The 25,499-nt window shown below is 74.3% G+C and carries 19 protein-coding genes; 8 read left to right on the forward strand and 11 right to left on the reverse strand.

Annotated features, from left to right (window positions below; all coding sequences use genetic code 11):
• Positions 1-174: 174 nt before the first annotated feature.
• Entirely contained in the window at positions 175-1,314 is a 1,140-nt protein-coding gene (locus ACL02U_RS18665; RefSeq protein ID WP_412791991.1) for a serine hydrolase domain-containing protein, read from the reverse strand.
• Positions 1,315-1,880: 566 nt separating this feature from the next.
• Here ACL02U_RS18665 and ACL02U_RS18670 point away from each other — a divergent pair.
• Positions 1,881-3,098, forward strand: a complete 1,218-nt coding sequence (locus tag ACL02U_RS18670; RefSeq protein ID WP_412791992.1) for an alpha/beta hydrolase family protein — start codon at positions 1,881-1,883, stop codon at positions 3,096-3,098.
• 230 nt (positions 3,099-3,328) lie between these two features.
• On the opposite strand, the gene ACL02U_RS18675 is transcribed toward ACL02U_RS18670, so the two are convergent.
• The 4 genes from ACL02U_RS18675 to ACL02U_RS18690 form a co-directional block, all read right to left on the reverse strand.
• The gene (locus ACL02U_RS18675) at positions 3,329-5,461 is read right to left on the reverse strand and encodes a cellulose binding domain-containing protein (protein WP_412791993.1); all 2,133 of its coding nucleotides are present in this window, start codon (positions 5,459-5,461) and stop codon (positions 3,329-3,331) included.
• 347 nt (positions 5,462-5,808) lie between these two features.
• Positions 5,809-6,177 carry a hypothetical protein gene (locus tag ACL02U_RS18680; RefSeq protein WP_412791994.1) on the reverse strand — a complete coding sequence of 123 codons (369 nt, stop codon included), beginning with the start codon at positions 6,175-6,177 and terminating at the stop codon, positions 5,809-5,811.
• Between the two features lie 121 nt (positions 6,178-6,298).
• The gene (locus tag ACL02U_RS18685) at positions 6,299-7,171 is read right to left on the reverse strand and encodes a hypothetical protein (protein ID WP_412791995.1); all 873 of its coding nucleotides are present in this window, start codon (positions 7,169-7,171) and stop codon (positions 6,299-6,301) included.
• A complete protein-coding gene (locus tag ACL02U_RS18690; RefSeq protein WP_412791996.1) occupies positions 7,168-7,770 on the reverse strand; it encodes a GIY-YIG nuclease family protein in 603 nt (200 codons plus the stop codon). The genes ACL02U_RS18685 and ACL02U_RS18690 overlap by 4 nt, the downstream gene beginning before the upstream one ends.
• Positions 7,771-7,876: 106 nt before the next feature.
• On the opposite strand from ACL02U_RS18690, the gene ACL02U_RS18695 reads away from it, so the two are divergent.
• On the forward strand, positions 7,877-8,617 hold the full coding sequence (locus ACL02U_RS18695) for a hypothetical protein (RefSeq protein ID WP_412791997.1): 741 nt from the start codon (positions 7,877-7,879) through the stop codon (positions 8,615-8,617).
• A gap of 382 nt (positions 8,618-8,999) precedes the next feature.
• Here the strand turns inward: ACL02U_RS18695 and ACL02U_RS18700 are convergent, their stop codons facing one another.
• Together ACL02U_RS18700 and ACL02U_RS18705 are read right to left on the reverse strand one after the other, a co-directional pair.
• A complete protein-coding gene (locus ACL02U_RS18700) occupies positions 9,000-9,680 on the reverse strand; it encodes an ABC transporter ATP-binding protein (protein WP_412791998.1) in 681 nt (226 codons plus the stop codon).
• On the reverse strand, positions 9,677-10,762 hold the full coding sequence (locus ACL02U_RS18705) for an ABC transporter permease (RefSeq protein ID WP_412791999.1): 1,086 nt from the start codon (positions 10,760-10,762) through the stop codon (positions 9,677-9,679). The genes ACL02U_RS18700 and ACL02U_RS18705 overlap by 4 nt, the downstream gene beginning before the upstream one ends.
• A 169-nt stretch (positions 10,763-10,931) precedes the next feature.
• On the opposite strand from ACL02U_RS18705, the gene ACL02U_RS18710 reads away from it, so the two are divergent.
• The 3 genes from ACL02U_RS18710 to ACL02U_RS18720 are packed head-to-tail and all read left to right on the forward strand — an operon-like array spanning position 10,932 to position 13,353.
• On the forward strand, positions 10,932-12,167 hold the full coding sequence (locus ACL02U_RS18710; RefSeq protein WP_412792000.1) for a sensor histidine kinase: 1,236 nt from the start codon (positions 10,932-10,934) through the stop codon (positions 12,165-12,167).
• On the forward strand, positions 12,164-12,799 hold the full coding sequence (locus ACL02U_RS18715; RefSeq protein ID WP_412792001.1) for a response regulator: 636 nt from the start codon (positions 12,164-12,166) through the stop codon (positions 12,797-12,799). Before ACL02U_RS18710 ends, ACL02U_RS18715 begins: the two co-directional genes overlap by 4 nt.
• 50 nt (positions 12,800-12,849) lie before the next feature.
• Positions 12,850-13,353, forward strand: coding sequence for a glutathione peroxidase (locus ACL02U_RS18720; protein ID WP_412792002.1), 504 nt, complete (start codon positions 12,850-12,852; stop codon positions 13,351-13,353).
• Between the two features lie 140 nt (positions 13,354-13,493).
• On the opposite strand, the gene ACL02U_RS18725 is transcribed toward ACL02U_RS18720, so the two are convergent.
• From ACL02U_RS18725 to ACL02U_RS18735, 3 genes are all read right to left on the reverse strand, one after another.
• Positions 13,494-13,685, reverse strand: a complete 192-nt coding sequence (locus tag ACL02U_RS18725; RefSeq protein WP_412792003.1) for a DUF397 domain-containing protein — start codon at positions 13,683-13,685, stop codon at positions 13,494-13,496.
• Between the two features lie 286 nt (positions 13,686-13,971).
• Positions 13,972-14,829: a helix-turn-helix domain-containing protein gene (locus ACL02U_RS18730; protein ID WP_412792004.1), complete on the reverse strand. Its 858-nt coding sequence runs from the start codon at positions 14,827-14,829 to the stop codon at positions 13,972-13,974.
• A 527-nt stretch (positions 14,830-15,356) separates the two neighbouring features.
• Positions 15,357-16,112, reverse strand: a complete 756-nt coding sequence (locus ACL02U_RS18735) for a GOLPH3/VPS74 family protein (RefSeq protein ID WP_412792005.1) — start codon at positions 16,110-16,112, stop codon at positions 15,357-15,359.
• Between the two features lie 220 nt (positions 16,113-16,332).
• Here ACL02U_RS18735 and ACL02U_RS18740 point away from each other — a divergent pair, with 220 nt between their 5' ends.
• Both ACL02U_RS18740 and ACL02U_RS18745 read left to right on the forward strand, forming a co-directional pair.
• Complete coding sequence (locus tag ACL02U_RS18740; RefSeq protein ID WP_412792006.1) at positions 16,333-19,173, forward strand: D-alanyl-D-alanine carboxypeptidase; 2,841 nt, start codon at positions 16,333-16,335, stop codon at positions 19,171-19,173.
• A 312-nt stretch (positions 19,174-19,485) separates the two neighbouring features.
• The gene (locus ACL02U_RS18745) at positions 19,486-21,297 is read left to right on the forward strand and encodes an MFS transporter (RefSeq protein ID WP_412792007.1); all 1,812 of its coding nucleotides are present in this window, start codon (positions 19,486-19,488) and stop codon (positions 21,295-21,297) included.
• A 109-nt stretch (positions 21,298-21,406) separates the two neighbouring features.
• Here the strand turns inward: ACL02U_RS18745 and ACL02U_RS18750 are convergent, their stop codons facing one another.
• Positions 21,407-22,522 (reverse strand): ADP-ribosylglycohydrolase family protein, encoded by a 1,116-nt coding sequence (locus ACL02U_RS18750; protein WP_412792008.1) that lies wholly within the window; start codon positions 22,520-22,522, stop codon positions 21,407-21,409.
• Between the two features lie 511 nt (positions 22,523-23,033).
• On the opposite strand from ACL02U_RS18750, the gene ACL02U_RS18755 reads away from it, so the two are divergent.
• The gene (locus ACL02U_RS18755; RefSeq protein WP_412792009.1) at positions 23,034-25,430 is read left to right on the forward strand and encodes an ATP-binding cassette domain-containing protein; all 2,397 of its coding nucleotides are present in this window, start codon (positions 23,034-23,036) and stop codon (positions 25,428-25,430) included.
• The last annotated feature ends 69 nt before the right edge of the window (positions 25,431-25,499 follow it).

A 25,499-nucleotide genomic window follows, 5' to 3' on the forward strand; every position in this document is an offset into this window, starting at 1 on the left:
GGTGGCGATACGTCGTGTGCGCCGTGTGGGCTTCCTTCTCACTTGTATCTCTCCTCGCGCTCACCCGCAGGTCGACGGGCGCCGCGGCCGGGTTCCACCGGGTCTGTCCGGCAGACCCCGGGGAACGCCGGGGCGGACGGCTCCGGGGAACGCCGGGGCGGACGGCTCCCTGCGCTATCCGGCCGAGGGCGGGGCCGACGTCCCGCCCTCGGGGCCCAGGCGGAACACGTGGCCGGGGGTGGCGACCGTGGTGACGGCGGTGCCGAACAGCGTGCTGGGGTCCGTTCCCTGGTACGGCGTGTCGCTGTTGAGCAGCACGACCATGGTGGCCTTCTGCGACGGCAGGTACAGCGTCAGGCTCTGGTAGCCGGGGATCGAACCGTTGTGACCCACCCAGCCGTCGGCGGTGAACAGGCCGAGCCCGTAGCCGGCCCCGGGGAAGTCAGGGCTGGTGGCCGTCTGCAGGCGCTGCTTCTGGGTCGCGGGCGCGATCAGGGGCGTTCCGGTGGCCACGACGGGTGCCCAGGTGTGCAGGTCGCCGAGCGTGGAGATCATCGCGCCGGCGGCGTTCGCGTCGGAGGGGCTCCAGTGCGTGGCGTCCGTCTCCTTCCCGTCCTGGGTCTGGGTGGTGTAGCCGTGCGCGTACGGGGCCGGGATCCGCGCGTCCGCCGGGTACAGGGTCTGGTCCATGCCGAGGGGGTCGAGCACGTGGTCGCGGAGGTAGTCGGCGAGACTCTGGCCGCTGACCTTCTCCAGCACCTGTCCCAGCAGCACCGTGTTGGTGTCGCAGTACACGAGCTGTGTTCCGGGAGCGAAGTCCAGGGGGTGTCCGAAGGAGTAGCCGAGGAGTTCCCGCGCGGTGAAGACCCGTTCGGGGTTCTTCGCCACGGCGGCGTCGAAGTCCGGGTCCTTGGTGTAGTCGAAGAGCCCGCTCTGCATGCGGGCCAGGTCCCGCAGCGTGATCCTGTCGCCCTCCGGCACGCCCGAGACGTAGCGAGAGACGGGGTCGTCGAGGCCCAGTTTTCCCTGGTCGACGAGTTGGAGGATGCCGGTGACGGTGAAGGTCTTCGTCTCGCTCCCGATACGCATGTGCATGTCCGTCGTCATGGGCGTGCCGGTCCGCTTGTCGGCGACGCCGAACGCGCGGGCGTAGCCGGGCTGTCCCGGAATCCACAGTCCCACGATCACCCCGGGCACACCGGTCGTGCGCATCACCTGCCGGACCGCGGCGTCGAGCTGCTCGGCGGTACCCGCACCACCGGTGGGGGAGGTCGCCCCCCGGGAGGACAGCCGGGTCCCCGCGCTCTCGGTCACCGCGCCGCGCGAGCAGGACGTCCCCGCCAGCAGGACGACCGCGGCCGCCAGCAGGGCTGCGACCCTGCCCCTTGGCCTCAGCCTCGGTCTCGGTCTCGTTCTCCGTCTCGGTCTCGGGGGGACGGCGTGGCGTGCGGTGGTGATCGGCATGCGGGGCTCCAGGCGGCTCGGGCGGCAACGGACGACGGGACACCGCGGCCGACCGGCCCCGCGCCAACGGCTGACTCCCCGGCGGACGGCGCCCGGCAGGCGGGCCGGTGCCGGACGTCACCGCATCGGGCCATCGAGGTCCGTCGCACGGCGTACCCGCCCCGGCGGTCCCGCGGGCTGCGGGCGGGGCGGGCGGGGCGGGCGCCCCGGCCGGTCCCGCACGCCCCGGGCGCTCCGCCGGCTCCGCCCGCTCCGACCGGCCCCGCGCGCCCCGGCCCGCGCACGGCGCCACGCCCACTGCCGGTGCAAGCGGCCGCGGCCCCGGTGCGGCAGTGCTAGACAGACATGCCCCGCCGGCCCGGCGGGGAAGGCGGCCTACCGGCCGGGCATGACGGCACGAGCGCGGGGATCTCTCGGTGAAGCTCTTCGACGACGCCCTGTTCCAGATGTTCCTCGAGCGCGCGCTGACGACGATGACCGGCGGTGGCGCGGAGTACGGCGAGTGCGCGGCAACGGCCGCGCGGATCACCGACGGCGACAGCGACGGCTGGTACCGGGAGTGGACCGGAACCGCGGCCATGGTGCGGGGGTGGGCGGAGGAGAGCGACCGGGCCGGCCACCGGGTGAGCGCCCGGGAGGCCTGGCTGCGGGCCGCCACCTATCTGCGCGTCTCGTACTATCCCCTGTTCGGCCTTCCGGTGGATCCCCGGCTCACCGAGGCGGCACGGAACGAGCGGGACTGCTTCGCCCGCTTCGCCGAGCTGTGCGATCCGCCGCTGCGGCCGGTCCGGGTGCCGTTCGAGGGGGGCTTCCTCGACGGCTACTTCTGTCCGGCGCGGGACCACGCCCCGGGGCGTGGTCCCCGGCCCACCGTCATCGCGGTCAACGGCTACGACTCCGACGTGCACGAGATGTACTGGGCCCACGCCCAGCCGGCCGTGCGGCGCGGCTATCACTGCCTGCTGGTCGACGGGCCCGGCCAGGGTCTGGCCCTGGTCCACCAGGGTCTGACCATGCGTCCCGACTGGGAGACGGTGCTCCGGGCCGTCGTGGACCACGCCGTGACGCTCCCGGGCGTGGACGGCACCCGGCTGGCGGTGATCGGCTGGAGTTTCGGCGGCTACCTCGCCCCACGGGGTGTCAGCGGCGAACCGCGGGTGGCCGCGCTGGTGGCGGACCCCGGACTGTGGGACCTGCTGGACAGCGTCACGGACGCGCTGCCGCTTCCACGGGATCTGCGGGACGCACTGCCGGACGTGGACCCCGCGGAGCTGGACGCGCACCTCGCTCCCGTGGTCGAGCACCCGGTCGCGCGCTGGAAGCTGGTCCGGCGTGCGCTGTGGGTGCACGGCCTGGGAAGCCTGGGCGAGTACGTGGTCGAGTCCGGCCGCTACCGGCTGTCCGACGTCGTCGACCGCATCGCCTGTCCCACGCTGGTCGCGTTGGCCGAGGGCGATCAACTCGCCGGCCAGGCGGAACGTCTGTACGGGGCGCTGCGGTGCCCGAAGACGCTGATGCGCTTCTCCGCCGCCGAGGGGGCGGCGGGCCACTGCGAGAGCTGGAACCGCTCGCGTTTCAACCAACGCGTCTTCGACTGGCTCGACGAGGTGCTCGCCCCCTCCCACGCGCCCTGATCGGCCGGCTGCAACGCCAGCGGAGCAGGGGTGTGCGGGTGGTGTGCTGGGGGGAGCAGGCGATTCCGGGGTGACGGACAGGTTCAGCCGCCGGACGACTCCGACTCCGCCAGGCCGACCCCGTCCGGCTCCGGAGCCGGACGGGGTCGGCCTGGCGGGGTCGGCCTGGCGGAGTCGGCCGGACGGGGTCGGCCGGACGGGGTCGGCCGGACGGGGTCGGCCGGACGGGGTCAGCCGCCCGAGCAGACGGTGCCGTTGAGGCGGATGACGGTCGGTTGCGGGTTGGGGCCGTCGTTGGCGCCGACGAAGCCGAACGAGGCCGCCGACCCGCCGTCGGGGGCCAGTGGCCCGGCGCCCTCGGGGGCGGTCACCCGTACGTGCCGGCCGGACTGGTGGAAGCCGGCGTTCCAGCCGGAGGACACCGACTGCCCGTCGGACGGCCAGTCCCAGTCGACGGTCCAGCCGGTGATCGGGGTGTCCGCGAGGTTCCGGACGGTGACCGTCGCCACGAAGCCGTTCCCCCAGCTCGTGTCGGGGTGGTAGGTCACCGCGCAGGCGGCGTCCGCCGGGGTTCCGGTGGTGAAGGTCAGCGGTGCGGACGGGGCGGAGAGGCGTCCCGCGGCGTCGGCCGCCAGCACGTTGACCGTGTGGGTGCTGCCCGGGGGGAGGTTCCGCAGGGTCACGGACGTGCCGGTGGCCTCGCCGACCAGCCAGGTGTGGGTGCCCTCGCGGGCCTGGACGAGGTAGCGGGCGGCGCCCTGGGACCCCTGCCAGGACAGCCGGGCGGTGGTGTCGGTCACCGCCTCCAGCAGCGGCGTGCCCGGCGCCTGTGCCGCGGAGGCTGCGGGTCCGGTGCCGGCACGCGGCGTGAGGGTGAGGGCGAGCATCCCCTGCGCCGGCACGGTGACCCGGGAGGCGGACGCGCCGTCGCCGGTGACGGCGGTGACGTCGCCGTCACCGGGCGCGTACCGGCTGACCTCGGGTGCGGTGCCGGAGGGGGTGAAGCCGTCGTAGGAGAGGTCCACGGTCCGGGCGGCGTCGGGGTTCCGGTTGACGAGCAGGACGCTCAGGCGCCCGTCGCGGCGCTGCACGGCGTGGGCGGCGATGTCCCGGGCGGAGGAGTCGGCGGCGACCAGCGTGTCCCCCGCGGTGCCGAGCTCGCTGGTCATCTTCATGCCGTAGTAGGGGTGGAAGGGGGTGTTCGGGGCCGGTTCGCAGACGTCGTCGGAGCAGCCGCCGCTGGAGAGCATGCCCATGTCGCCGTAGTCGGTCTCGCCGTCGACGGTGGTGATCCGGTCCACCCCGTTGTGGGTGTTCCACCAGTCGACGGTGAAGACGCCGTTCTCCAGTGCGGTCATGAACGCGTCGGCGGCGAAGAGGCCGTTGGGGCGGGCGGTGAGCCGGGCGCCGCCGGTGTTGGTGTTGACCTCGGTCAGGGCGATGCCGATCCGCGGTGAGTCGGCGCCCGCGTACCTGTCGATCTGGCGGCGCACCTCCCGGAGTTCGCCGGGGAGTCCGGCCAGGGCGGCCGTGGCGTCCTCGGCGGTGGTGTCGGAGCCGCCCGCGTACCAGTGGACGCTCACGAAGTCGATGACGTCGGCCACCTGGGAGAGCACGGTGTTGTTCCAGTCGCCCGGGTCGCCCTCGGCGACGACGCCGTCCGGCCAGTACCCGGGGGTGGTGAGGACCGCGCCGATCCGGACGGTCGGGTCGACGGCCTTCATGGCCTCGGCGTAGGCGCGGACCTGGCGGGCGTACTCGCCCGGGCTCTTGTCGGCGTGGTCGTCGTGCTCCCAGCCGCTGCCGTAGTGGCCGTTCCCGTAGATCTCGTTGCCGATCTCCCAGTACCGCGCGCCGTACTTCTTGGTGATGTTCGCGTAGCGGACCCAGTCGGCGGCCTCCTCGGGGGTGCCGGAGCCGTAGTCGGCGATCAGGATCGGCTGGGCGCCGGTGGCGCTTACGGTGCCCATGAAGGCGTCGAAGCCGGTGCCGGGGGCCACGTATCCGCCGGGTGCCGTGTGCGTCTGCCAGTGGTAGATGTCCGCGTAGGAACCGCCGGGGTAGCGCATCGCTCCGACGTCGGCGGCCTTCATCAGGTCGGCGACCTCGGGATCGTTCATGTGGGAGTCCCAGACGGCGGCGTTGACGCCGCGGGCGGTGTCGGGCAGGTGCCCCAGCGCGGCCTGGGTGTTGACCTGGACGGCGGCGTCCGCCGCGGGGGCCTCCGGTCCGGCGGCGGACGCCGGGCCGGCCGCGCCGAGCGGGGACAGCAGGGCGAGCGCGGCGGCTGAGGCGGCCGCGGTGCGGGGGACGCGGCCGGTACCGCTACCGGCGGCACGAGCCCGGCGTATTTGCGTGAGCATGACAATCCTTTCACGGTGCGCGGCGGTACGGGAGGAGAACGGGCGCCGATCCGCTCGGCCGCATGGACCGACGGCAGCGCCGCGGCCGAGTTCCGCACTGCCGGAACGGACGGCGACCGGCAGACGGCGACCGGCGATCAGCGACCGGAGAGGCGATCGGCGTGTGACGCACGGGGCGGACGGGGCGGACGGGTGTCGACCTCACCTATGGGAGCGCTCCCATCATCATGGAAGCGAGTGCACCCGGTGTCAACGGACGGGGCAACGGAGAACGCGCGGGAGCCTGCGGACGCCGGCGCGCGGCGCTCCCCGTCGCCTTCTCCCGTGCTTCCCCGGGAGGTATCCCCTCAGGGGCGGATCGGCGGCAGCTTCCGGCGCCTCCGGCGGCCGCGACCGTACCGGGACCCGCGACCGCCCCGGGGACCGTACCCGTACCGGGGACCGTAACCGCCGTACCGGGATCCGCCCTTGCTGCGGGCCACCAGGACGAAACCGGTCACGCTGAGGACCGCGAAACAGACGGTGAGGACGAAGTCGAGGGGCTGACGGTCTCCGGCCGGAGCGGCGGCGGCGCGGAAGAACTGCCCGGCGCCGAAGGCCAGGGTGCCCCATCCCGCGAGGGTGTCGGCACGTCGGCGGCGTTGCCGCCGGACCAACCACGTGCCGAAGACCGTGCAGAGCACAGCGACCGAGCCGAACACCACCGCGTCGAACATCCCCCGCCTCCGGAGGGAAGCGTACCCGTCCGGTGGCGGTGTGGGCCCTGCGAGGAGAGCGCCCACACGCCGTCCAGGATCGTCCACCCGCGGGCCGGACTGCGCTACGGAGCGCGGCGGTTCACCCCTCCCCGGCCGACTCGGGGCGCTCGAAGTACTGGAGGGCTCCGCCGGCCGTGAAGCACAGCGCCCCGGCCAGGGTCCCCCAGTTGGCGATGTCGGCGTCGAGCTGGTTGCCGGTCTCCGGGCTGGTGAACGCGGCCAGCGCGGAGACCAGGAAGAGCCAGGAGCCGAACTGGTTGACCGCGACGATCCACCAGCCGAGGCTCCGCGCCCGCAGGCACGGCCGCGGGCGGGGCCAGCCGTGGCAGATCTCGCCGAAGGCGAGGTGGCCGGAGATCAGGAACAGGACGCATCCCATCAGGTCCGGGGTCCAGATCAGCCGGTTGATCTGCTCGACGGTGAGCCCCTGGATGAACGAGTCGAGGAGGTTGACGCCGAACACGAGCGTTCCGGAGAACAGGACGAAGGTGCTCGTCCAGTCGATGCGGTCGGGTTCGTAGCTCCACCACTTCCAGTCGGAGGTGAGCAGCGCACCGTGGTCGGCCCGGCGCGGAGTGTTGGTCGCCTGCAGCAGGGAGGCGTAGGCGCCGGCGGTGAAGAACACGCCGCCCGTGCAGTAGACGGAGGCGACGGCGATGGGACCGGCCGTGCCGTACTGGGCGAGGCCGGCGCCGAGCGCGAACAGGAGCCCGCCGAGGCAGAACGAGGCGGCCGCGACACCGTTCAGCCTGGCCAGCCGAACGAGTGACACGGTGTCCGCGGTGCGCGGGCGCCCCTCGGCAGCGCCCTCGGCGCGCACGGTCAGCGTTCCGCGCTTGCGCGCCGGACGCGACTCCCAGACCGCCGTACCGCCCGCGGGCAGGGCCCAGGTGAGCCGCGACGTGAAGGGGACCGCGCCCTCCTCGTGCCGGTCGGGCCGACTTCCCGTCATGGCCTTCCCGTGGCGTCGTGCGTTCCCCGGGATGCCCGCGTCGCAGGCGGCGGAGCCGGAGGCCGGGGGCCCGCGCTGTCCCGGTAGCGGGCACGGGCCGCCCGGACCGCGTCGAGGGCGGCGCCCGGTGCGGCGCCGAGGATGTTCAGCGGCGGTTCCCACCGCGCCACCAACTCGCCTTCCCATGGCAGCGGGTCGGGGTGCTCGACCCAGGTGAGGGCGAGGTGGGCGTGCATCCAGGCGGTGAGCCGCTCCTCGTCCTCGGGGACGAGGACCACCCGGTCGGTCCACATGGTCCGGTACTCCCGGGTGGGCATGAGGAGTCCGGCCAGGGTCCGGCGCAGCGTCGAACTTCCGGATCTCCTCAGGTGGTTCGAGGTGATCCGGCTCCTCAGCCGGGTGGCCTTGCCCAGGTAGAGCAGACGTCGTGCGCCGTCGGCGGGGTTCGCGGGCCCGGGCAGCGAGGGCAGCGTGTCCGGTGGTGCCCACCAGGCGTACAGTCCCGCGGCGCCGGGCAGAACGCCCACCGCTTCGGACACCGGGCGCGGCGCGGTGAACAGGGCGGCGCTGATGCGTTGCACTGCTGTCTGCTCGGGCATGACGGCATGTTAGGTGAGCGGGCGGGGGACGTCCGCGGTTCCGGCAACCGGGTGGAAGAGGGCGCGGTCCCGGGTTCGGTGCCGTGGGGGCAGGAACAGTACCGGCGTGACGACCGGCTCCGACCTCACCTCTACCGCGCGCCTCGACGACGACCGGGAGCGGCAGGCGAGCCGCGCCGTGATCGGGGCCGTGGTGCTGGCCTTCCCGGTGCTGAAGGTCGCCTGGACCCTCGGCAGCAGCGCGGCGGCCGGCGAGGTGTTCCTGACCGCGGGGGTCAAGAACTGGACCGACGCGCTGAGCGGCATGGTGCTGACCGACGCGCTGCTCGCCTCGGTGCTGGCGATCGTCGTCTGCCGGCTGGTCCCCCTCCGCTTCCGCGGGGCGCCGCCGGCCGGCGCACACGCCCTGGCCCGCGGGATCGCCCTGGCCCTGACCGCTCCGCTGGCCTTCGGTGTCCTCGTCGGGGCTCTGCACGGGTGGGGCTGGGGCGTCGCCACCGCGCTGATCGCGTACGGCCTGCGGGTGGGGCGGGTGGTCGCCGACCAGCGCAGCGGGGACGGCCCGCGCGGTCCGGTGGGCACCGCGTCGCTCGTGCTCAGCCTGCTCGTCGCCGCTGTTCTCCCGCTCGTGGCGCTGGGTTCCTGCCTCAACGGGCATGCGTGGGCGCCCGTCCTGGACTGCTCGGTGGACACGGGGACGGGGCCCCGGCGGGAGCGGGTCGTCGAGCTGAGCCGGACCGGCCCCGGTGTGGTCGGCTGGGACATCGCCGGGCACGAAGCAGTCAACGGCGTCCGCTGCGCCTTGTCCGAGGACCAGCAGGTCCGCCCGCCCCTGTGGCGGAGCTGAGCCCCGCGGCAGGCGCCGGCTCCGAACGGGCCGTCCCCGAGGCCGGTCGCGGGGCGGCGTCGCACGACGGGGCGGCGACGCACGACGGGGCGGCGACGCACGACGGGGCGGCGACGCACGACGGGGCGGCGACGCACGACGGGGCGGCGACGCACGACGGGGCGCCGGGTCGCTGCGCGACCCTCCCGCCACCCCGCGCTCAGAGGAGCGACGCCGCTCGCCCCCGCCGGTCGCCCCGGCGAGGGCGACCGGTCGTGACGCGCGCCGGGGGGCGGTGGCCGCCCGCGCCGTCGTGGGGCGGGCCCGCTTCCTGCCGCCCGGCCGGCCCCGCCGCCGGGCAGGAGGCGCCAGGCAGGAGACGCCAGGCGGGCGGCAGGAGCCGTCAGGCAGGGGGCAGGAGGCGGAGGCGCCCGTCGCGGACCTCCGCGACCCGGTCGGCGGCGCCGAGATGGGTGCGGTCGTGGGTGACCAGGACCGTGGCGGTGGCCCGCTCGTGGGTGAGACGGGTGATCAGGTCCACGACGGCGGCGCCGCGGGCGTGGTCCAGGGCGCTGGTGGGTTCGTCGACCAGCAGGACGGTGGGGTCGTTCATCAGGGCCCGGGCGAGGCCGACGCGCTGGCGCTGGCCGCCGGAGAGCTGGTGCGGACGGCGGTGCGCCTGCTCGCCGAGGCCGACGGCGTCCAGCAGTTCCAGGGACCGGCCGCGCACCCTGCGCGGGGAGCGGCCGTCGATCCGCGCCATCACCTGGAGCTGCTCCGCGGCGGTGAGGGAGGGCAGCAGGTGGGGCTGCTGGAAGACGATGCCGATACGGTGCCGGCGCAGCTCGGCCAGCTCTGCGCGGCTCAGGCCGGCGGTGTCGGCCCCGTCGACGGTGACGGTGCCCGCGTCCGGGGTGACGAGGGTGGCGGCGACGGCGAGGAGGCTCGACTTGCCGGAGCCGGAGGGGCCGACGACGGCGGTCACGTTGCCCCGGGGCACGTGCAGGCTGACCCGGTCCAGCGCGGTCAGCCGCGTGTCGCCGTCCGGATAGGTGAGGGTGACGTCGGTCAGGTGCAGGCTCATCGGACGCTCCCCAGCGCGGTCAGCGGGTCTACGGCGGTGATGCGGCGGACGGACAGCGCGGCCCCGAGCGCGCCGAGCAGGACCGTGACCGCCGCCGGCACCAGCACCGTGGCGGGCTCCAGGACGAAGGGCACGGCGGAACCGGAGACGGCGGCGCCGGCCGCGGCGGCGAGTGCGGTACCGAGCAGGGTGCCCGCGACGAGCAGTACGAGGGCCTGGCCGAGGGCGTCGCCGAGCAGCCCGGCGGTGGACGCGCCGAGCGCCTTCAGCACCGCTATGTCGCCGCTGCGCTGGATCGTCCACACGGTGAAGAACGCGCCGATGACCAGGGCCGATATCGCGAACAGGAAGCCGCGTATGAGTTGCAGGGAGCCGTTCTCCGAGGTGTAGGAGCCGATCGCGGACAGCGAGCCGCTCCGGGTGACGGTCCTGGTCCCGGCGGCGCGGTCGGCGGCGCCGACATCGGTGCCGGACCCGGTGGTCAGCGCGATCACGGTGGCGAACGGCCGCCCGCCGCCGACGGGCGGTGCGGTGCGCTGCCAGACGTCGAGGTCGGTCCAGACGACCGGGGTGTGGCTGAAGTGGGCGTCGCCGCGGACGGCGGCGACCGTCAGCCGCAGCCCGGCGAGGGTGACGGCGTCACCGGCGGTGAGGCCCAGGGCGTCGGCGGCCGCGGCGGACAGCACCGCGCTCCGGTCGCCGAGCCGGGCGCTGTCCGGCGCGAGCGGCGAACCGGGCCGCACCCCGAAGACGCTGACCCCGGCGCTGCGGTCGCCCGCCGCGGCGCGGGTCAGGGTGATGCCGAGGGGTTCCGCCCCGCCGACGCCGGGCGTCCGTGCCCAGCGCCGCCACTGCTCCTCGGTGACGGTGGAGTCGGCGTACGACAGGCCCTGCCCGGGGCCGGGGGCGCCGAAGGCGATCCGGTCGGCGGGCAGCGACGTGATCGCCGAGGTGTTCTGCCGTCCCAGCCCCGCGGTCAGCCCGGACAGCAGCCCGACCAGCAGGGTGATCAGTACGATGACGGTCCCCATCAGGGCGAACCGCCCCTTGGCGAACCTCAGGTCTCTCCAGGCGACGAACACGGCCTCGGTCCCGTCCTCTCCGGTGGTGGTGGCAGGGGGCCAGCCTCGCCGCGGACGTGCCTCGCGGGCATCCGGCGCAGGACGGCACTTCGCGGGCCGGAGGGGGGAGCACCGGTTGTACCTTTCGGCAGAGGCCCGATCCGCTGGGCCCCCGTAGCCTGGCAGGATCGTGAACAGCACCTCTTCCACCCCCGTCCCGGCCGCCCCGGCCCCGGTCGCCCGCGCGCTCACCTGGTGCCTGCACCTGCTGGTCGTCGGCCTGCTCGGGCTGGCCGCCGGCCGCGCCGCCGCGGACGGCCTGCCGCACGCCGGGGCGGTCGCAGCCGTGGCGCTGCTGTGCGGGGTGGTCTACGCGGCCGGGCCGCTGGTGCTCCGCGTCCGCCGCTCGCGGCGGACCGCCGCACTGTGGTCGGCCGCCGTGGGCGCGGTCTGGCTGGCGCTGCTGGCGCTGACGGCGGACGCCGTGTGGGTCGCCTTCCCGCTCTACTTCCTGCAGCTGCACCTGCTCGGACGGCGTGCGGGGCTCGCCGCGGTGGCGGCCACCGCGGCCGCGGCGGCCGCCGGTTTCGCCGCCCACCAGGACGCCTTCAGCCCCGCGATGGCGATCGGCCCCGCGCTGGGCGCCGCCGTGGCCGTCGCCGTGGTGTGGGGCTACCAGGCGCTCTACCGGGAGAGCGAGCACCGCCGCCGGCTGATCGAGGAGCTCACCGCCACCCGCGCCGACCTCGCCGCCGCCCAGCACACCGCCGGCGTCCTGGCCGAACGGGAGCGCCTGGCCCGCGAGATCCACGACACCCTGGCCCAGGGGCTGACCAGCATCCAGTTGCTGCTGCGGGCCGCCGAGCGCGCGCTGCCCGCCCGCCCGGAAGACGCCGAGCGCCATGTCGTGCAGGCCCGCCGGGCCGCCGTGGACAACCTCGCCGAGGCCCGCCGCTTCGTCGCCGCGCTCACCCCGCCCGCCCTGGAGGGCACCACCCTGGCCGGTGCCCTGGAGCGCCTGTGCGCCACCACCGGTGCCCGCCACCGCCTCACCGCGCACTTCCACCTCAGCGGTACCCCGGTGCCGCTGCCGACCGCGTACGACGTCGCCCTGCTGCGGATCGCCCAGTCGGCGCTCGCCAACACCGTGCGGCACGCCGGTGCCACCACCGCCCACCTGACGCTCGGCTACGCCGGCGACCACGTCACCCTCGCCGCCGACGACGACGGCGCCGGTTTCGACACCGACCGGCTGTCCGGTTCCGCCCCCGCGGACGGCGGCTTCGGGCTGGCCGCCATGCGCTCCCGTGCCGACTCCCTCGGCGGCAGCCTGACCGTCGAGTCCGCGCCGGGCCGGGGCACCGCCCTGACCGCCCGGCTGCCCCTGCCCCCGCCCGCCGAGACCCCTCCCGAGGCCCGCCCGTGACCGACGCCCCGATCCGCCTGCTGCTGGCCGACGACCATCCCGTCGTACGGGCCGGGTTGCGCGCCGTGCTGGAGACCGAACCCGGCCTCACCGTGGTCGCCGAGGCCGCCACCGCCGAGGAGGCCGTCGCCCGCGCCGCCGGCGGCGACGTCGACGTCGTCCTCATGGACCTGCAGTTCGGCGCGGGAATGGGCGGCGCCGAGGCCACCGCCCGGATCACCGCCCGGCCGGACGCCCCGCGGGTGCTGATCGTCACCACCTACGACTCGGACGCCGACACGCTGCCCGCCATCGAGGCCGGCGCCACCGGCTACCTCCTCAAGGACGCTCCGCCGGAGGAACTCGCCGCCGCGGTGCGGACCGCCGCCGCCGGCCGCACCACGCTGGCCCCCGCGGTCGCCGAGCGGCTCATGAACCGGCTGCGCACCCCGGGCACCGCCCTGACCCCCCGGGAGACCGAGGTGCTCGCCCTGGTCGCGCAGGGGCTTTCCAACCAGGCCGTCGGCGAGCGCCTGCACCTGACCGGGGGGACCGTCAAGTCACATCTGGCCCGCGTGTACGCGAAGCTCGGGGTCGACTCGCGCACCTCCGCCGTCGCCGCCGCCACCGCGCTCGGCATCCTCCGCCGCTGACAGCCCACCTCCTCCGGACCGGCACCCGGCGGCGGAGTTAGCATCCGCGCATGACGACTACGGACGATTCCTTCCCCCTGGACGTGGAGATCGGGGCCCTGACCGGCGGCCCCGCCGAGCTGAAGCAGTACGCGGGCCGGCCGGTGCTCGTCGTGAACGTGGCCTCGCGGTGCGGTCTGACTCCGCAGTACGCCGGTCTGGAGCGGTTGCAGGAGCGGTTCGCGGAGCGCGGTTTCACGGTGCTCGGAGTGCCCTGCAACCAGTTCCTCGGGCAGGAGCCGGGCAGTGCCGAGGAGATCGCCGCGTTCTGCTCGGCGACGTACGGCGTGTCCTTCCCGCTGACCGAGAAGGTGGAGGTCAACGGGGAGGGCCGGCACCCGCTCTACGAGCGGCTGACGGGTTCCGCCGACGCGGAGGGGCACAGCGGCGACATCCGCTGGAACTTCGAGAAGTTCCTGATCGGCCGGGACGGCCGGGTCGCGGCGCGGTTCTCCCCGCAGACCGAGCCGGAGGCGGCCGAGGTGGTCGCGGCGATCGAGCGGGCGATCGGCTGAGTCCGCGTGCCCGCCGGACCCGGCGGGCACGGCCGAGCCCCCTCGGCTAGGACGGCGGACTGGTCGAGAGGGCTCTTCCCGTGGTGTGTGTGCGGTTGTCGTTCCGGACGGAGAGTCGGACAGGTCTCAGAAAGCCCTCCCTACGCCCTGACGGAGGAGACGAAGGCCTGCCACGCTCCCGCCGGGAAGGACAGGACGGGCCCCTCGGGGACCTTCGAGTCGCGCACGGCCATGGCCGCGACGACCGGGGACTTGACCTCCACGCAGGCGCCGTTGCCTGTGGAGTACGAGGACTTGGTCCAGGTGTCCGTGATGCCCTGACGAATTGCCATTTCTGCTCCGTGTTGCCTGGTGTCGACTTGCTCGGTTTGCGCCAACCCTGTTGCTCGATGGCCTGATCGACGCTACTCGCCAACATCGGCTTACGAAGCGACTATTCACTCGTTAGATGGCATATTCCATTGGAGACTTCCGTTCCGGCTAGGCAAGGGTGTACCGTGCGCCCCTTCTTGCCCAAGGGGTGCCGGGGAACCGAGGGAAACCCGGGGACCGGATGGAGCAAGGGGACGGGCGGGGCCAGGGAGGCCACACGTGTCCCGCACGGCCCCGGCGGGACCCTCAGCGGGCGTACTCCTTGGCGATGTCGGCGATGAACTGGCGCGACTGCTCGACGTTCAGCGCCTGCGCCCGCAGATGCTCGTACATCACGCTGTACTTCTGGACGTCGTTCGCCTTCTCCAGGTAAAGGTCGCTGGTGACGCCCTCGATGTAGACGACGCTGGAATCGGCCGCGTCCGGGAACTCCAGGATGGCGTACTGGCCGTTGAGGCCGGGGTGGGCGCCCATGTCGAACGGGATGACCTGCACCGTGACATGCGGCAGCTGCGACTGCTCGACCAGGTGCTCCAGTTGCTCGCGCATCAGGGCCTTGGTGCCGACCACCCGGCGCAGCGCCGCCTCGTCCAGCACCGTCCACAGCCGCAGCGGGTTCTCCGGGGCGGTGATTCGTTCCTGCCGGCGCATCCGCACCTGGACGCGCTTCTCGACGTCGGCCGGCGCCGTCTCCGGCAGCGCACCCGCGATCAGCGCCTCCGCGTACTGCCGGGTCTGGAGCAGACCCGGCACCACCTGGGGGTCGTACACCCGCAGACTCGCCGCGTCCGTCTCCAGTCCGATGTAGACGCTGTACGGGATGTCGCCGAACGAGTGCCACCAGCCCTGCTGGCGGGAGTCCTTGGCCATCTGCATCAGCGAGTCCACGATCCGGTGGTCCTCGACCTCGTAGACGCTGCACAGGTCGCGGACGTCGCGCTGGCTGATGCTGCGGCGCCCGTTCTCCAGGCGGCTGATCTTCGACTGCGACACCAGCAGCCGCTCCGCCACCTCCTCCGCCGTCATGCCCTTGAGCTCGCGGAGCCTGCGCAGCTCCTGGCCGAGCCGGCGTCTCCTGACGGTGGGATTGACATTGGACGCCACGGGACGTGCACCTCCGGCTGCTGCCTGGTTGCCTGCAACTTTACGTATCTGCTGCTGAGCAGACTGCCACCAAGGTGCTTCCTACCGCTGGCGAACCGTGGATATGCGGCCGTCGGTCAACTGTTCCCACGCACGGCGACAACGCGCCGGGCGGCACGGGCGCCGCGGCAGGCCGGACGGCGCGTCACACCGGGACCGGACGAAGCGTCACCCGGGGTCGGGCGGTGCGGTTCCCGGGGCCGGCGGTGCGGTTCCCGCCCCGCGGACCTCCGCGGCGGACCCCGCCCGAGGGGCCTTCCCCGGACATGCGACCGCTCGGGGCGGCGCGGCCGTTGCCTGACGGCGTACGGTCGTGCCGCCCCGAGCGGGCCGCGGCGGCTCCCGAACGGGTCCTGTCCGTGCTGCGACGCACGGTACGTGGTGCAGTGCGCAGTGCGCGTGGTGCGGTGCGCGTGGTGCGGTGCGCGTGGTGCGGTGCGCGTGGTGCGGTGCGCGGTCGAGACGGCGGGCCCGGGGTCAGCGGTGGGTCAGTGGGCCACCACACGCGCCATCGCACCGTGGCGCGGCTGCGACGGCACCCCGCGGGCCGGCTCCGACACCGGCCTCGAGCCCGCTCCGGCCGGCCGCCCGGCCGGAGCCGAGCCGCGGCGCGGCTGGGCCGCGACACCGTTCTGGACGTCCATCACGGCGTGCGCCACGAGTCCGCCCATCGGGTCGTGCCGGATCAGGTCCCTGAGCCGGGACCGGGACGAGCGCCCCTCGTTCCCCGGGTACAGGTGCTTGCCCAGACCGACCGCGTGCGCCAGGGCCGCCAGCGCCGCTGTCCGCGGATCCGGCGGCACGCCGGTGCGGATCGCCGAGTCCAGCCGGGCCCTGATCTCCCGGCTGATGGCGTTGTCCGTCGCCTGGTACCGGGTCGTCGGCAGCACTCCGCACATCTGGCCGGCGACGGCATGCACCATGCCGCACCGCTCGAGATGCGAGAGGTAGGTCTGACGCAGGCCCAGTCGCGGCCCGCCGATCCAGTTCACAGCGCGTACCGGAGCGCCGCGCCTTCGCAGCAACTCCAACGCACAGTCCAAAGTCGGATCTCCAGTCGGCCGTGGCACGACCACGGCGATACGATCCCCGTCTGGGGCTATCCGCCCGGCCAGTGCAAGCTCGACCAGCTGCGCTCCGGCCAGACCGAGGTCGAGCGACTGCGGCTGTGCAGTGGTACCCGTGGTCGGGTCCAATGCCAGCAGCAGAAGCTCCTCCGGAAGTGTTCTGCGGCTCCTGCCCATCCATGCCTCCCCGCGTGGATGAATGACAGGGTGACCCCTCTCACATTGGTCTGTCGAGGGTGCGTGACCTGTTTGTAAGGGAACCAGTAGGTATGTCGTTCTCGTCTACCGCATCGGTCGAGCTCCCACACAGGACACTGTTACATGGTTCGGACAGTGCCATGGGGCGGTGGTCCGGGCGGCGATTCACGTTGGGAAGCGCGCGGAGGGCGTGCGGCGCATGGAGGAGGCATCGGTGGCGGGCGAGTCCCCCGACAGTTCGAAGCAGCGCGAGTCGTCGGCAGAACCGACGCCGGGGAGCGCCCCAGCGGTTCCCGAGTCACGGGGGGAGGAGCGGCGCGCGTCTCTCGACCCGCGGCTCGCGGTGTCCCGCGAGCCGGCTTCGGCCGCTCCCTCCGCCACCGGCGGCGGGGACGAGCCCACCCGGATGCTGTCCGTGCTCGGCAGGTCCGGTGACGGCCCGCGGGACGAACGGGCCACCGCGGACGCCGGGACGGCCGAGTCCGGTGAATCCGGCGAGTCCAGTGAATCCGGCGAGTCCGGCGAGTCCGGTGAATCCGGTGAGTCCGCCGAGGGAGACGCTCCGGCCGAGCCCGGTGGCTCACCCGGAGCCGAGGACGCGGAGGACACAGGGGACGCTGCGGGCGCTCCGGGCGCCCTGCCCCGGCGGCCGGGCCCCGCGAACGCCCGCTCGGCGGACGCCGACCGGCCCGCGGAGGGCTCCGAGGGCGTGACGGCCCCGGAGGGTGCCGCGGATGCCGCGGATGCCGCGGATGCCGCGGACGCGGCGGACACCGAGGGCCCTGACGGCCCCGGAGAGGCCGAGGACGCCTCCGGCTCCGGAGACGCCGAGGAAGGGGGCGGCCCGGGCGGCTCCGGGAAGGGCACCGGCTCCGGGGAGGGCGGGGGCCAGGACGGCTCCGACGGGGCGTCCGGCGCCCGGGGCACCGGGCGCCGGGACTCGGAGGGCGACGCACGCCTGCGGGCCGCCGTGGCCGCGTGGGTGGCCTCGGCCGGCGATGGCACCGCCGGCGCCGGCAAGGACGCGGCATCCGACGCCGCGGAGCGCGGGACGGAGGAGCGGACCGGCACCGCCGGAGAGCCCGCCCCGGACGCGGACGCCGACCCCGGCGACGACGCCGAGGACGCCCCCCGCTCCGCCGCGGACGCCGCGGGGGAGGCACGGACCGCCGCGGACGCCGCGGAGCCCGCCAAGGGCGCATCCGCGGACGCCCCGGCGCCGCGCACCGGCGCCCGGGGCTCGGCACCCGCCCGGGACAGCGCGACGAGCGACGCCGGCCGCGGGGACCGGGGTCCGCGCCGCACGGAACCCGGGACCGGTCCGGGCACCGGCGGCGGCGAGGACGGCCCCGCCGCCGGGAAGGGCGCCGCGGGGAAGGACGCGGGCGGGAAGGGCGCCGGCGGCACCGGCGACGGTGTCGACCAGCCGACCACCATGCTGAAGCTGGGCCCCCGCCGCCCGACCGAACCTGCGGTCGACCGGCCGACCACCACGCTCAAGGTTCCCGGGTCGCAGCGGACCTCCGATTCCGCTCCCGCGGACGCCCCCGGCCGCACCCCCGACCGCACCCCCGCCCCGGCTCCCGCCCCGGCTCCCGCCCCGGCTCCCGCCCCCGAGAGCGAACGCACCAGCAAGTTCGTCGCACTCCGGCCCCTCGACGAGCCCGCCGACCGCGGGACGGCGGGTGCCCCCGGGGACGCCACCGCCGCCTTCCGCCGGGTCGGCCCGGAACGCACCACGCAGCAGCCGCTGCCGCCGAAGCCCCCGTTGGACCTGCTGGCGGAGCTGACGAACACCCCGCCGCCCCCGCAGACGCCGCTGCGCACGGCGATGCGCCGGATCAAGATCTGGACGCCGCTGGTGCTGCTGCTGGTGATCGCCTTCGCGGTCGCGCAGTCGCTGCGCCCGCTGCCGCAGCCCACCCTCGACCTCACCGCCCGGTCGAGCTACACCTTCGACGGCGGCGCGGTCGACATCCCGTGGCCCGCGCACGGACAGGCGGCGCTCGACGTGCAGGGCATCGGCTCGTTCGGCTCCTCGGGCGACCAGAAGCCCGTGCCGATCGCGAGCGTGGCCAAGGTGATGACCTCGTACCTGATCCTTCGCGACCACCCGCTCGCCTCCGGCGCCGACGGCCCGATGATCAAGATCGACCAGACCGCGGAGGACCAGGCGGACGCCGGCCGGGAGTCCACCGTCGACGTGGTCGCGGGCGACTCGATCAGCGAGCGCGAGGCGCTGGAGGCCCTCCTGATCGCATCCGCGAACAACGTGGCGCGGCTGCTCGCGCGCTGGGACGCGGGGTCGGAGAAGGCGTTCGTGGCGAAGATGAACGCCGCCGCGGCGGACCTCGGGATGACGAACACCACCTACACCGACCCCTCGGGGCTGAACAACACCACGATCAGCACCGCGGTGGACCAGGTCAAGCTGGCCAAGGAGGCGATGAAGAAGCCGGCCTTCGCCCAGGTCGCCAGGATGATGTCGTACGACGACTACCGGGGTGTCAACCACTCCAACTGGAACCGCCTGGTCGGCCGGAACCACGTCGTCGGCATCAAGACCGGCACCACCACCTCGGCGCTGGGCAACCTGGTGTTCGCGGCGACGAAGGACGTGGGCGGCGAGACACGGACCATCATCGGCGCGGTGGTGCGCCAGCCGGCCGGGGGCCCGGGGAACACCATCCTCAGCGCCGCCCTGGACGGCGGCGACAAGCTGATCCGGGCCGCGCAGGACGCGCTGCAGTCGGCGACGATCCTCAAGCGCGGCGACATCGTCGGGTACGTGGACGACGGCCTCGGCGGACGCACCCCGGTGGTCGCCACGAAGGACGTCACGGCGGTCGGCTGGACGGGACTGAGGGTGAAGCTGTCCTTCGTCCCGAAGGAGCTGCCGCACTCCGCCCCGGCGGGCACCTCGGTCGGCACGCTCACCGTGGGCGACGGCGGCACCAGCGGTGCGGTGCAGGTGCCGGTCGCCCTGCAGAAGGACCTGGTCGAGCCCGGCTTCACGGACAAACTGACCCGGATCGGCTGAGAGGCGGGCCGGGCGCGGCGGCTCCGGCCGCCCGGTGGCGGGGCGGCCGGGGAAGCGGACGCTCGGCCGCCGCGCGCCGCGGGGTGCGTGCTAGCGTCACGAAACGGGACAGGTCGAAGCCGGCGGGGCGGGGCACGGCCGAGAAGAGAAGACAGGACACGGGGAGTGCCTTCAGGTGGCCACTGCGGAGCCGACACGTCCGACGACACCGGTCCGGGCCGTACCGGCGGACCGCGAATACCGCCGCCGGCCGCCGGCCCGCACGGCGACCGCCACGGCATCCCGCACGGCAGTGACGCGGCGGACCGGGACATGACGACGGACGGGCACGCGGAGGACGGCTACACCCCGGACCGGGACGGGAAGGCCGTCCGGGACGCCGCGGACCGGGCGAGAGCGGCCGCCCTCGCCCTGCGCGAGCGGCTGCGGCGGCACCCCGTGCTGTCCGTGACGGTGCTCGCCGGCGTCCTGCACATCGTCTGGATCTTCACTCTCGCGAACGGCGGCGGCGATCTCGCGGCGCAGGACGCCTGGGCCGAGTTCGTCGGCCGGCACCCCGACTCCGCGTACAACCTCGCCTGGTACGGCGGCATGCACCCGGTGTCGTACAGCGTCGTCTCGCCGTACCTGATGTCGGTGCTCGGCGTCCGTACGACCATGGTGATCGCCGGGACGGTGTCGTCGGGGCTGCTGGCCCTGATCCTGGTCCGCAGGCGCTCGGTGCGCAATCCGCTGTGGGCGGCGCTGGCCGGGGTGTTCGCCTTCCTGTGCAACGCGCTGTCCGGGCGGGTGACGTTCGGGCTGGGCACCATGTTCGCGCTGGGCGCGGTCGCGGTGGTGTTCTGCTGGCCGCACCGCTGGCGCTACAAGCGGTGGGCGAAGGCCCTGTGCGCCGCGCCGCTGGCCGCGCTGTCCACCCTGGCGTCGCCGGTGGCCGGCCTGTTCCTGGGGCTGGTCGCGGTCTCGCTGTTCCTGCAGAAGCGGTTCCCGGGCGCCTGGGCGCTCGGTCTGGCGCCGTCCGCGGTGGTGGCGCTGTCGGCCTGGCTGTTCCCGTTCTCCGGCACCCAGCCGATGTCGTTCGGTTCGGCGGTCCTGCCGCTGGTGTACGCGGCCATCGTCTTCCTCGTCGTGCCGCGCGCCTGGCACACCGTGCGGATCACCGCCGCGGTGTACGGGCTCTCGGTGCTGCTGGTCTGGCTGATCAGCTCGCAGATCGGCTCGAACATCACCCGGCTCGCGATGCTGTTCGCGGGTGTGGCGCTGATCGCCGCACTGCCCTTCGCCGTGCCGCGCTCGCGGCAGTGGTACGCGGTCGTGCTGGCGAGTGTCGGCTTCGTGGTCTGGATCGGCTACAAGACGGGCGACGACATCGTGCACACCGCCCCGGCGGCCTCCTGGTCGCACGAGCTGGCCCCGCTGGTCAACGAGTTGCAGGGGGCGGGCGCGGAGAAGGGCCGGGTGGAGGTCGTCCCGGCCCGCTCGCACCGCGAGGCGTCCGCGCTCGCGCCGTACGTCAACCTGGCCCGCGGCTGGAACCGCCAGGCCGACATGGAGCGCAACCCCCTCTTCTACGACGACACGCTGAACTCGGCGAACTACCACGAGTGGCTCCAGCGGTGGGCGGTGCACTTCGTGGTGCTGCCGAAGGACGAGCCGGACGGCAACGGCGGGCAGCGCGAGCGGGAGCTGGTGCAGCGCGGGCTGCCGTATCTGCGACAGGTGTGGGGCGACGCCAACTGGCAGTTGTTCGAGGTGACCGACCCGCGGCCGCTCGCCGAGCCGCACGCGGTCGTGCAGCGGGCCGAGCAGGGCGAGTGGACGATCCAGGTGGGCCGGCCGGGCCGCGTCCTGGTCCGCATCCCGTACTCGCCGTGGCTGAGCATCGTGGACGCCGACGGCAAGAGCCTGAAGCCGCCGCAGGAGACCGAGCGCTCCAAGCACCGGGCCGAGGACGCGCCGAAGACGTACGACAACGTCAACGGCTGCCTGATGAAGAGCGAGGAGGACGCCGACGGCGACCGGTGGACGGTGCTGCTGGCTCCGGAGGCGGGCACCTACCGGCTGGCGTCGCCCTACCAGCTCCCCCGCGGCACCCCCTGTCCGGACGAGCTGAAGCAGCCGTGAGGGCCAGGCCCGGGCCCGGCGGTCGCCGGCGGCCCGCGCCGGCGGGACCGGCCCGGGCCGCCGCGGCCGGCGCCGGTACCCGACCGCGGTCCGCGCTCCGGGCGGGCGCTCAGGCCCGCGGGTAGCGGGCCAGCCAGCCCGGGGACGCGCCGGACGGGCCGTGCAGGGCGGCGCCCTGGGTCATCTCCATGGCGAAGTCGTCGGCGAGTTCCAGGACCGTCGGCCGGCCCTCCAGCTCGGCCAGCCAGGCCGGCGGCAGGGCCGTCTCGCCGTGCAGGGCGCCGAGGAGTCCGCCGGTGAGGGCGGCCGCGGCACCGGACGGCCCCGACTGCAGGACCGCGAGCCGCAACCCGTGCCGCACGTCCTCGGCGACCAGGGCGCAGTACACGGAGGCGGCGAGCACTCCGTCGGCGGTGCCGTCCGCGACCAGTTCCTCCACCCGGCCCGGGGTGGGCGCACCCTGCCGCACCGCGCCCAGCGCGTGTCGGAGGGCGGCCGAGACGGGCGCGTGGCCGGGCCGGTCCGCCAGCAGCGCGAGTGCCGACCGCACCGCGGCGTCCACGCTCCGGCCGCGGGCCAGGCCGTGCACGACGGCGGCGTACGCGCCCGCCGCGACGTGGGCGGTGGGGTGGCCGTGGGTGTGGACGGCGCACTCCGCGGCGAGCTGCACCACGAGTTGCGGCTCCCAGCCGACGAGCAGCCCGAACGGCGCGGAGCGCGCGGCCGGCTCCGGGCCCGCCGCCCCGGGGTTCTTCGGCACGTCGAGCGTGCCCATGGTGTCGTCGCCGAGGCCCAGCAGCAGCGGGCGGGAGGGGTCGCGGCGGGCGTACAGCCACTCCTCCCGGGCCAGCCAGCCGTCGTCCTTGCGCCGCTCGTCCGGCCCCCAGTCCCGCTGGGTGGCCGCCCAGCGCCGGTAGGCGCGGTGCAGGTCGGTCGGCGGGTGCCAGGCCCCGGTGTCGCGGCGGACCTGGGCGCGGATCAGCCCGTCCACGGTGAACAGGGTGAGCTGAGTGACGTGGGTGACGGCGCCGCGCCGCCCGTACGCCGGGAGCAGGTCGACGACGCCCTCCGGCCCGCAGGCCCGGCGGATCTCCTCGGCGTCCAGCGCGTCGACCGGCGCGCCCAGCGCGTCGCCGACGGCCACCCCGAGCAGCGTCCCCCGCACCCGGCTGCGGAAGTCCTGCTGCTCGGCACGGCCCCAGACAGCGCCGGACGTCACCGCCACCTCGACCTCCCCCGAGAGCCGTCCATGTGTACGACGTCCCGAACTGTAGTCGAACGGAGACGGTCGGTTCAGGGCCGGATCGAGCCGCCGTACGGCCGACGGCCGACGGCCGCCGCGCCGGGACTCCGCGTCCGGTCCTGCGGTCCGGAGCGGTCGACGGTCCAAGGTAGGCGGTCCCCGACCGGTCGACGGTCCCCGACCGGTCGACGGTCCCCGACCGGTCGACGGTCCCCGACCGGTCGACGGTCCCCGACCGGTCGACGGTCCCCGAGCGGTCGACGGTCCCCGACCGGTCGACGGTCCCCGAGCGGTCGGCGGTGCCGGAGCGGTCGGGAATCGAGAAGCGGGCGGGGCGGCGCCGCGGTTAGCGTGTCGGTCTCAAGGAGCGGTTCCCGCGCGGGAGAGGGGGACCGGCGATTCCTCCGGCCGGGACCCGGGGCAGCCACGACGGGCAAGACCCGATCAGCCGCATCCGGCCCTCCCGGGCCGCCCAAGAACTTACGGAGACCCGATGACCGAGGCCACGAGGGCCACCGCACAGCCGTACGCGCCGCACGCCGCCGACAGCCACGACCGGATCCGCGTGCACGGCGCACGCGCCAACAATCTCAGGGACGTCAGCATCGAGATCCCGAAGCGGCGGCTGACGGTGTTCACCGGTGTCTCCGGCTCGGGCAAGAGCTCCCTGGTGTTCGACACGATCGCCGCCGAGTCCCAGCGGCTGATCAACGAGACGTACAGCGCCTTCGTCCAGGGCTTCATGCCCACGCTCGCCCGGCCCGAGGTCGACGTCCTGGACGGGCTGACCACCGCGATCACCGTCGACCAGCGGAGGATGGGATCAGACCCGCGTTCCACCGTGGGCACCGCCACCGACGCCAACGCCCTGCTGCGCATCCTGTTCAGCCGGCTCGGCGAGCCGCACGTCGGCCCGCCCGGGGCGTACTCCTTCAACACCGCCTCGGTCAGCGCGAGCGGCGGGCTCACCGTCGACCGCGGTTCGGAGCGGACGACGACCGAGAAGGTGACGTTCAGCCGCACCGGCGGCATGTGCACCCGCTGCGAGGGCCGCGGCTCGGTCTCCGACATCGACCTCGCCCAGCTCTACGACGACTCCCGGTCGCTCGCCGAGGACCCGTTCACCGTTCCCGGCTACACCGGCGACGGCTGGGTGGTGCGGGTGATCAGGGAGTCGGGCTTCTTCGACCCGAAGAAGCCGATCCGCGAGTACACCGAGCGGGAGCGGCACGACTTCCTGTACCGCGCACCGACCAAGGTGAAGATCAACGGCGTCAACCTCACCTACGAGGGACTGATCCCGAAGATCGAGAAGTCGTTCCTCGCCAAGGACCGGGAGGCGATGCGGCCGCACATCCGGGCCTTCGTGGACCGGGCGGTGACCTTCACCGAGTGCGCCGCGTGCCACGGCACCCGGCTCAGCGAGGCGGTCCGCGCGTCGAAGGTCGCGGGCATCTCCATCGCCGACGCCTGCGCGATGGAGATCCGGGACCTGGCCGCGTGGGTGCGCGGGCTGGACGAGCCGTCGGTCGCTCCGCTGCTCGGCGCCCTGCGGGAGGCCCTCGACTCGTTCGTCGAGATCGGCCTCGGCTACCTCTCCCTGGACCGGTCCTCGGGCACCCTCTCCGGCGGTGAGGCGCAGCGCGTGAAGATGGTCCGCCATCTCGGCTCCTCGCTGACCGACGTCACGTACGTCTTCGACGAGCCGACCACCGGTCTGCACCCGCACGACATCCGGCGGATGAACGAACTCCTGCTGCGGCTGCGGGACAAGGGCAACACCGTGCTGGTCGTGGAGCACAAGCCGGAGGTCATCGCGATCGCCGACCACGTCGTCGACCTCGGCCCCGGCGCGGGCACCGCGGGCGGCACGGTCTGCTTCGAGGGCGGCGTCGACGCGTTGCGGTCGGCCGGCACCCTCACCGGCCGGCACCTGGACGACCGGGCCGCCCTGAAGGACGCGGTGCGCAGGCCCACCGGCGCCCTGGAGATCCGCGGCGCGGGCACGCACAACCTGCGGGACGTCGACGTCGACGTGCCGCTGGGCGTGCTGACCGTGGTGACCGGCGTCGCCGGCTCCGGCAAGAGCTCCCTCATCCACGGGTCGGTCCCGGCGCACGAGGGCGTGGTGTCGGTCGACCAGACCCCGATCCGCGGCTCCCGGCGCAGCAACCCGGCCACGTACACCGGTCTGCTGGACCCGATCCGCAAGGCGTTCGCGAAGGCCAACGGAGTCAAACCGGCGCTGTTCTCCGCCAATTCCGAGGGGGCCTGCCCCACCTGCAACGGCACCGGCGTCGTGTACACCGACCTGGCGATGATGGCGGGCGTCGCGACCACCTGCGAGGAGTGCGAGGGCCGGCGGTTCCAGGCCTCGGTGCTCGAGTACCGGTTCGGCGGCCGCGACATCAGCGAGGTGCTCGCGATGCCGGTGTCCCGGGCCGAGGAGTTCTTCGGCGGCGGCGAGGCCCGCACTCCGGCCGCGCACCGGATCCTGGCGCGCATGGCGGAGGTCGGGCTCGGCTACCTCACCCTGGGGCAGCCGCTCACCACCCTGTCCGGCGGTGAGCGGCAGCGGCTGAAGCTGGCGACGCACATGGCGGAGAAGGGCGGCGTCTACGTCCTGGACGAGCCGACGACCGGTCTCCACCTGGCCGACGTCGAGCAGCTGCTGGGCCTGCTGGACCGGCTGGTCGACTCCGGGAAGTCGGTCATCGTCATCGAGCACCACCAGGCGGTCATGGCGCACGCCGACTGGATCATCGACCTCGGTCCGGGCGCCGGGCACGACGGCGGCCGGGTGGTCTTCGAGGGCACCCCGGCCGAGCTGGTCGCCGCCCGACCGACGACGCTCACCGGCGAGCACCTCGCCGCCTACGTCGGGGGCTGACGGGGCGGCACCGGACGGTACGGATTCTGGCCGAATGCCTCCATGCCCTCCGGTGCGCTCCGCACAATG

The sequence above is a fragment of the Streptomyces sp. MS06 genome, assembly GCF_047200655.1.
Lineage (GTDB): Bacteria > Actinomycetota > Actinomycetes > Streptomycetales > Streptomycetaceae > Streptomyces.

What these genes read in the sequence shown, in the direction of transcription:
- ACL02U_RS18700 (WP_412791998.1), bottom strand. Translation starts at nt 9,680, where the DNA reads ATGAGCCTGCACCTGACCGACGTCACCCTCACCTATCCGGACGGCGAC.
- ACL02U_RS18720 (WP_412792002.1), top strand. Translation starts at nt 12,850, where the DNA reads ATGACGACTACGGACGATTCCTTCCCCCTGGACGTGGAGATCGGGGCC.
- ACL02U_RS18690 (WP_412791996.1), bottom strand. Translation starts at nt 7,770, where the DNA reads ATGCCCGAGCAGACAGCAGTGCAACGCATCAGCGCCGCCCTGTTCACC.
- ACL02U_RS18735 (WP_412792005.1), bottom strand. Translation starts at nt 16,112, where the DNA reads ATGGGCAGGAGCCGCAGAACACTTCCGGAGGAGCTTCTGCTGCTGGCA.
- ACL02U_RS18675 (WP_412791993.1), bottom strand. Translation starts at nt 5,461, where the DNA reads ATGCTCACGCAAATACGCCGGGCTCGTGCCGCCGGTAGCGGTACCGGC.
- ACL02U_RS18680 (WP_412791994.1), bottom strand. Translation starts at nt 6,177, where the DNA reads ATGTTCGACGCGGTGGTGTTCGGCTCGGTCGCTGTGCTCTGCACGGTC.
- ACL02U_RS18725 (WP_412792003.1), bottom strand. Translation starts at nt 13,685, where the DNA reads ATGGCAATTCGTCAGGGCATCACGGACACCTGGACCAAGTCCTCGTAC.
- ACL02U_RS18740 (WP_412792006.1), top strand. Translation starts at nt 16,333, where the DNA reads ATGGAGGAGGCATCGGTGGCGGGCGAGTCCCCCGACAGTTCGAAGCAG.
- ACL02U_RS18755 (WP_412792009.1), top strand. Translation starts at nt 23,034, where the DNA reads ATGACCGAGGCCACGAGGGCCACCGCACAGCCGTACGCGCCGCACGCC.
- ACL02U_RS18745 (WP_412792007.1), top strand. Translation starts at nt 19,486, where the DNA reads ATGACGACGGACGGGCACGCGGAGGACGGCTACACCCCGGACCGGGAC.
- ACL02U_RS18685 (WP_412791995.1), bottom strand. Translation starts at nt 7,171, where the DNA reads ATGACGGGAAGTCGGCCCGACCGGCACGAGGAGGGCGCGGTCCCCTTC.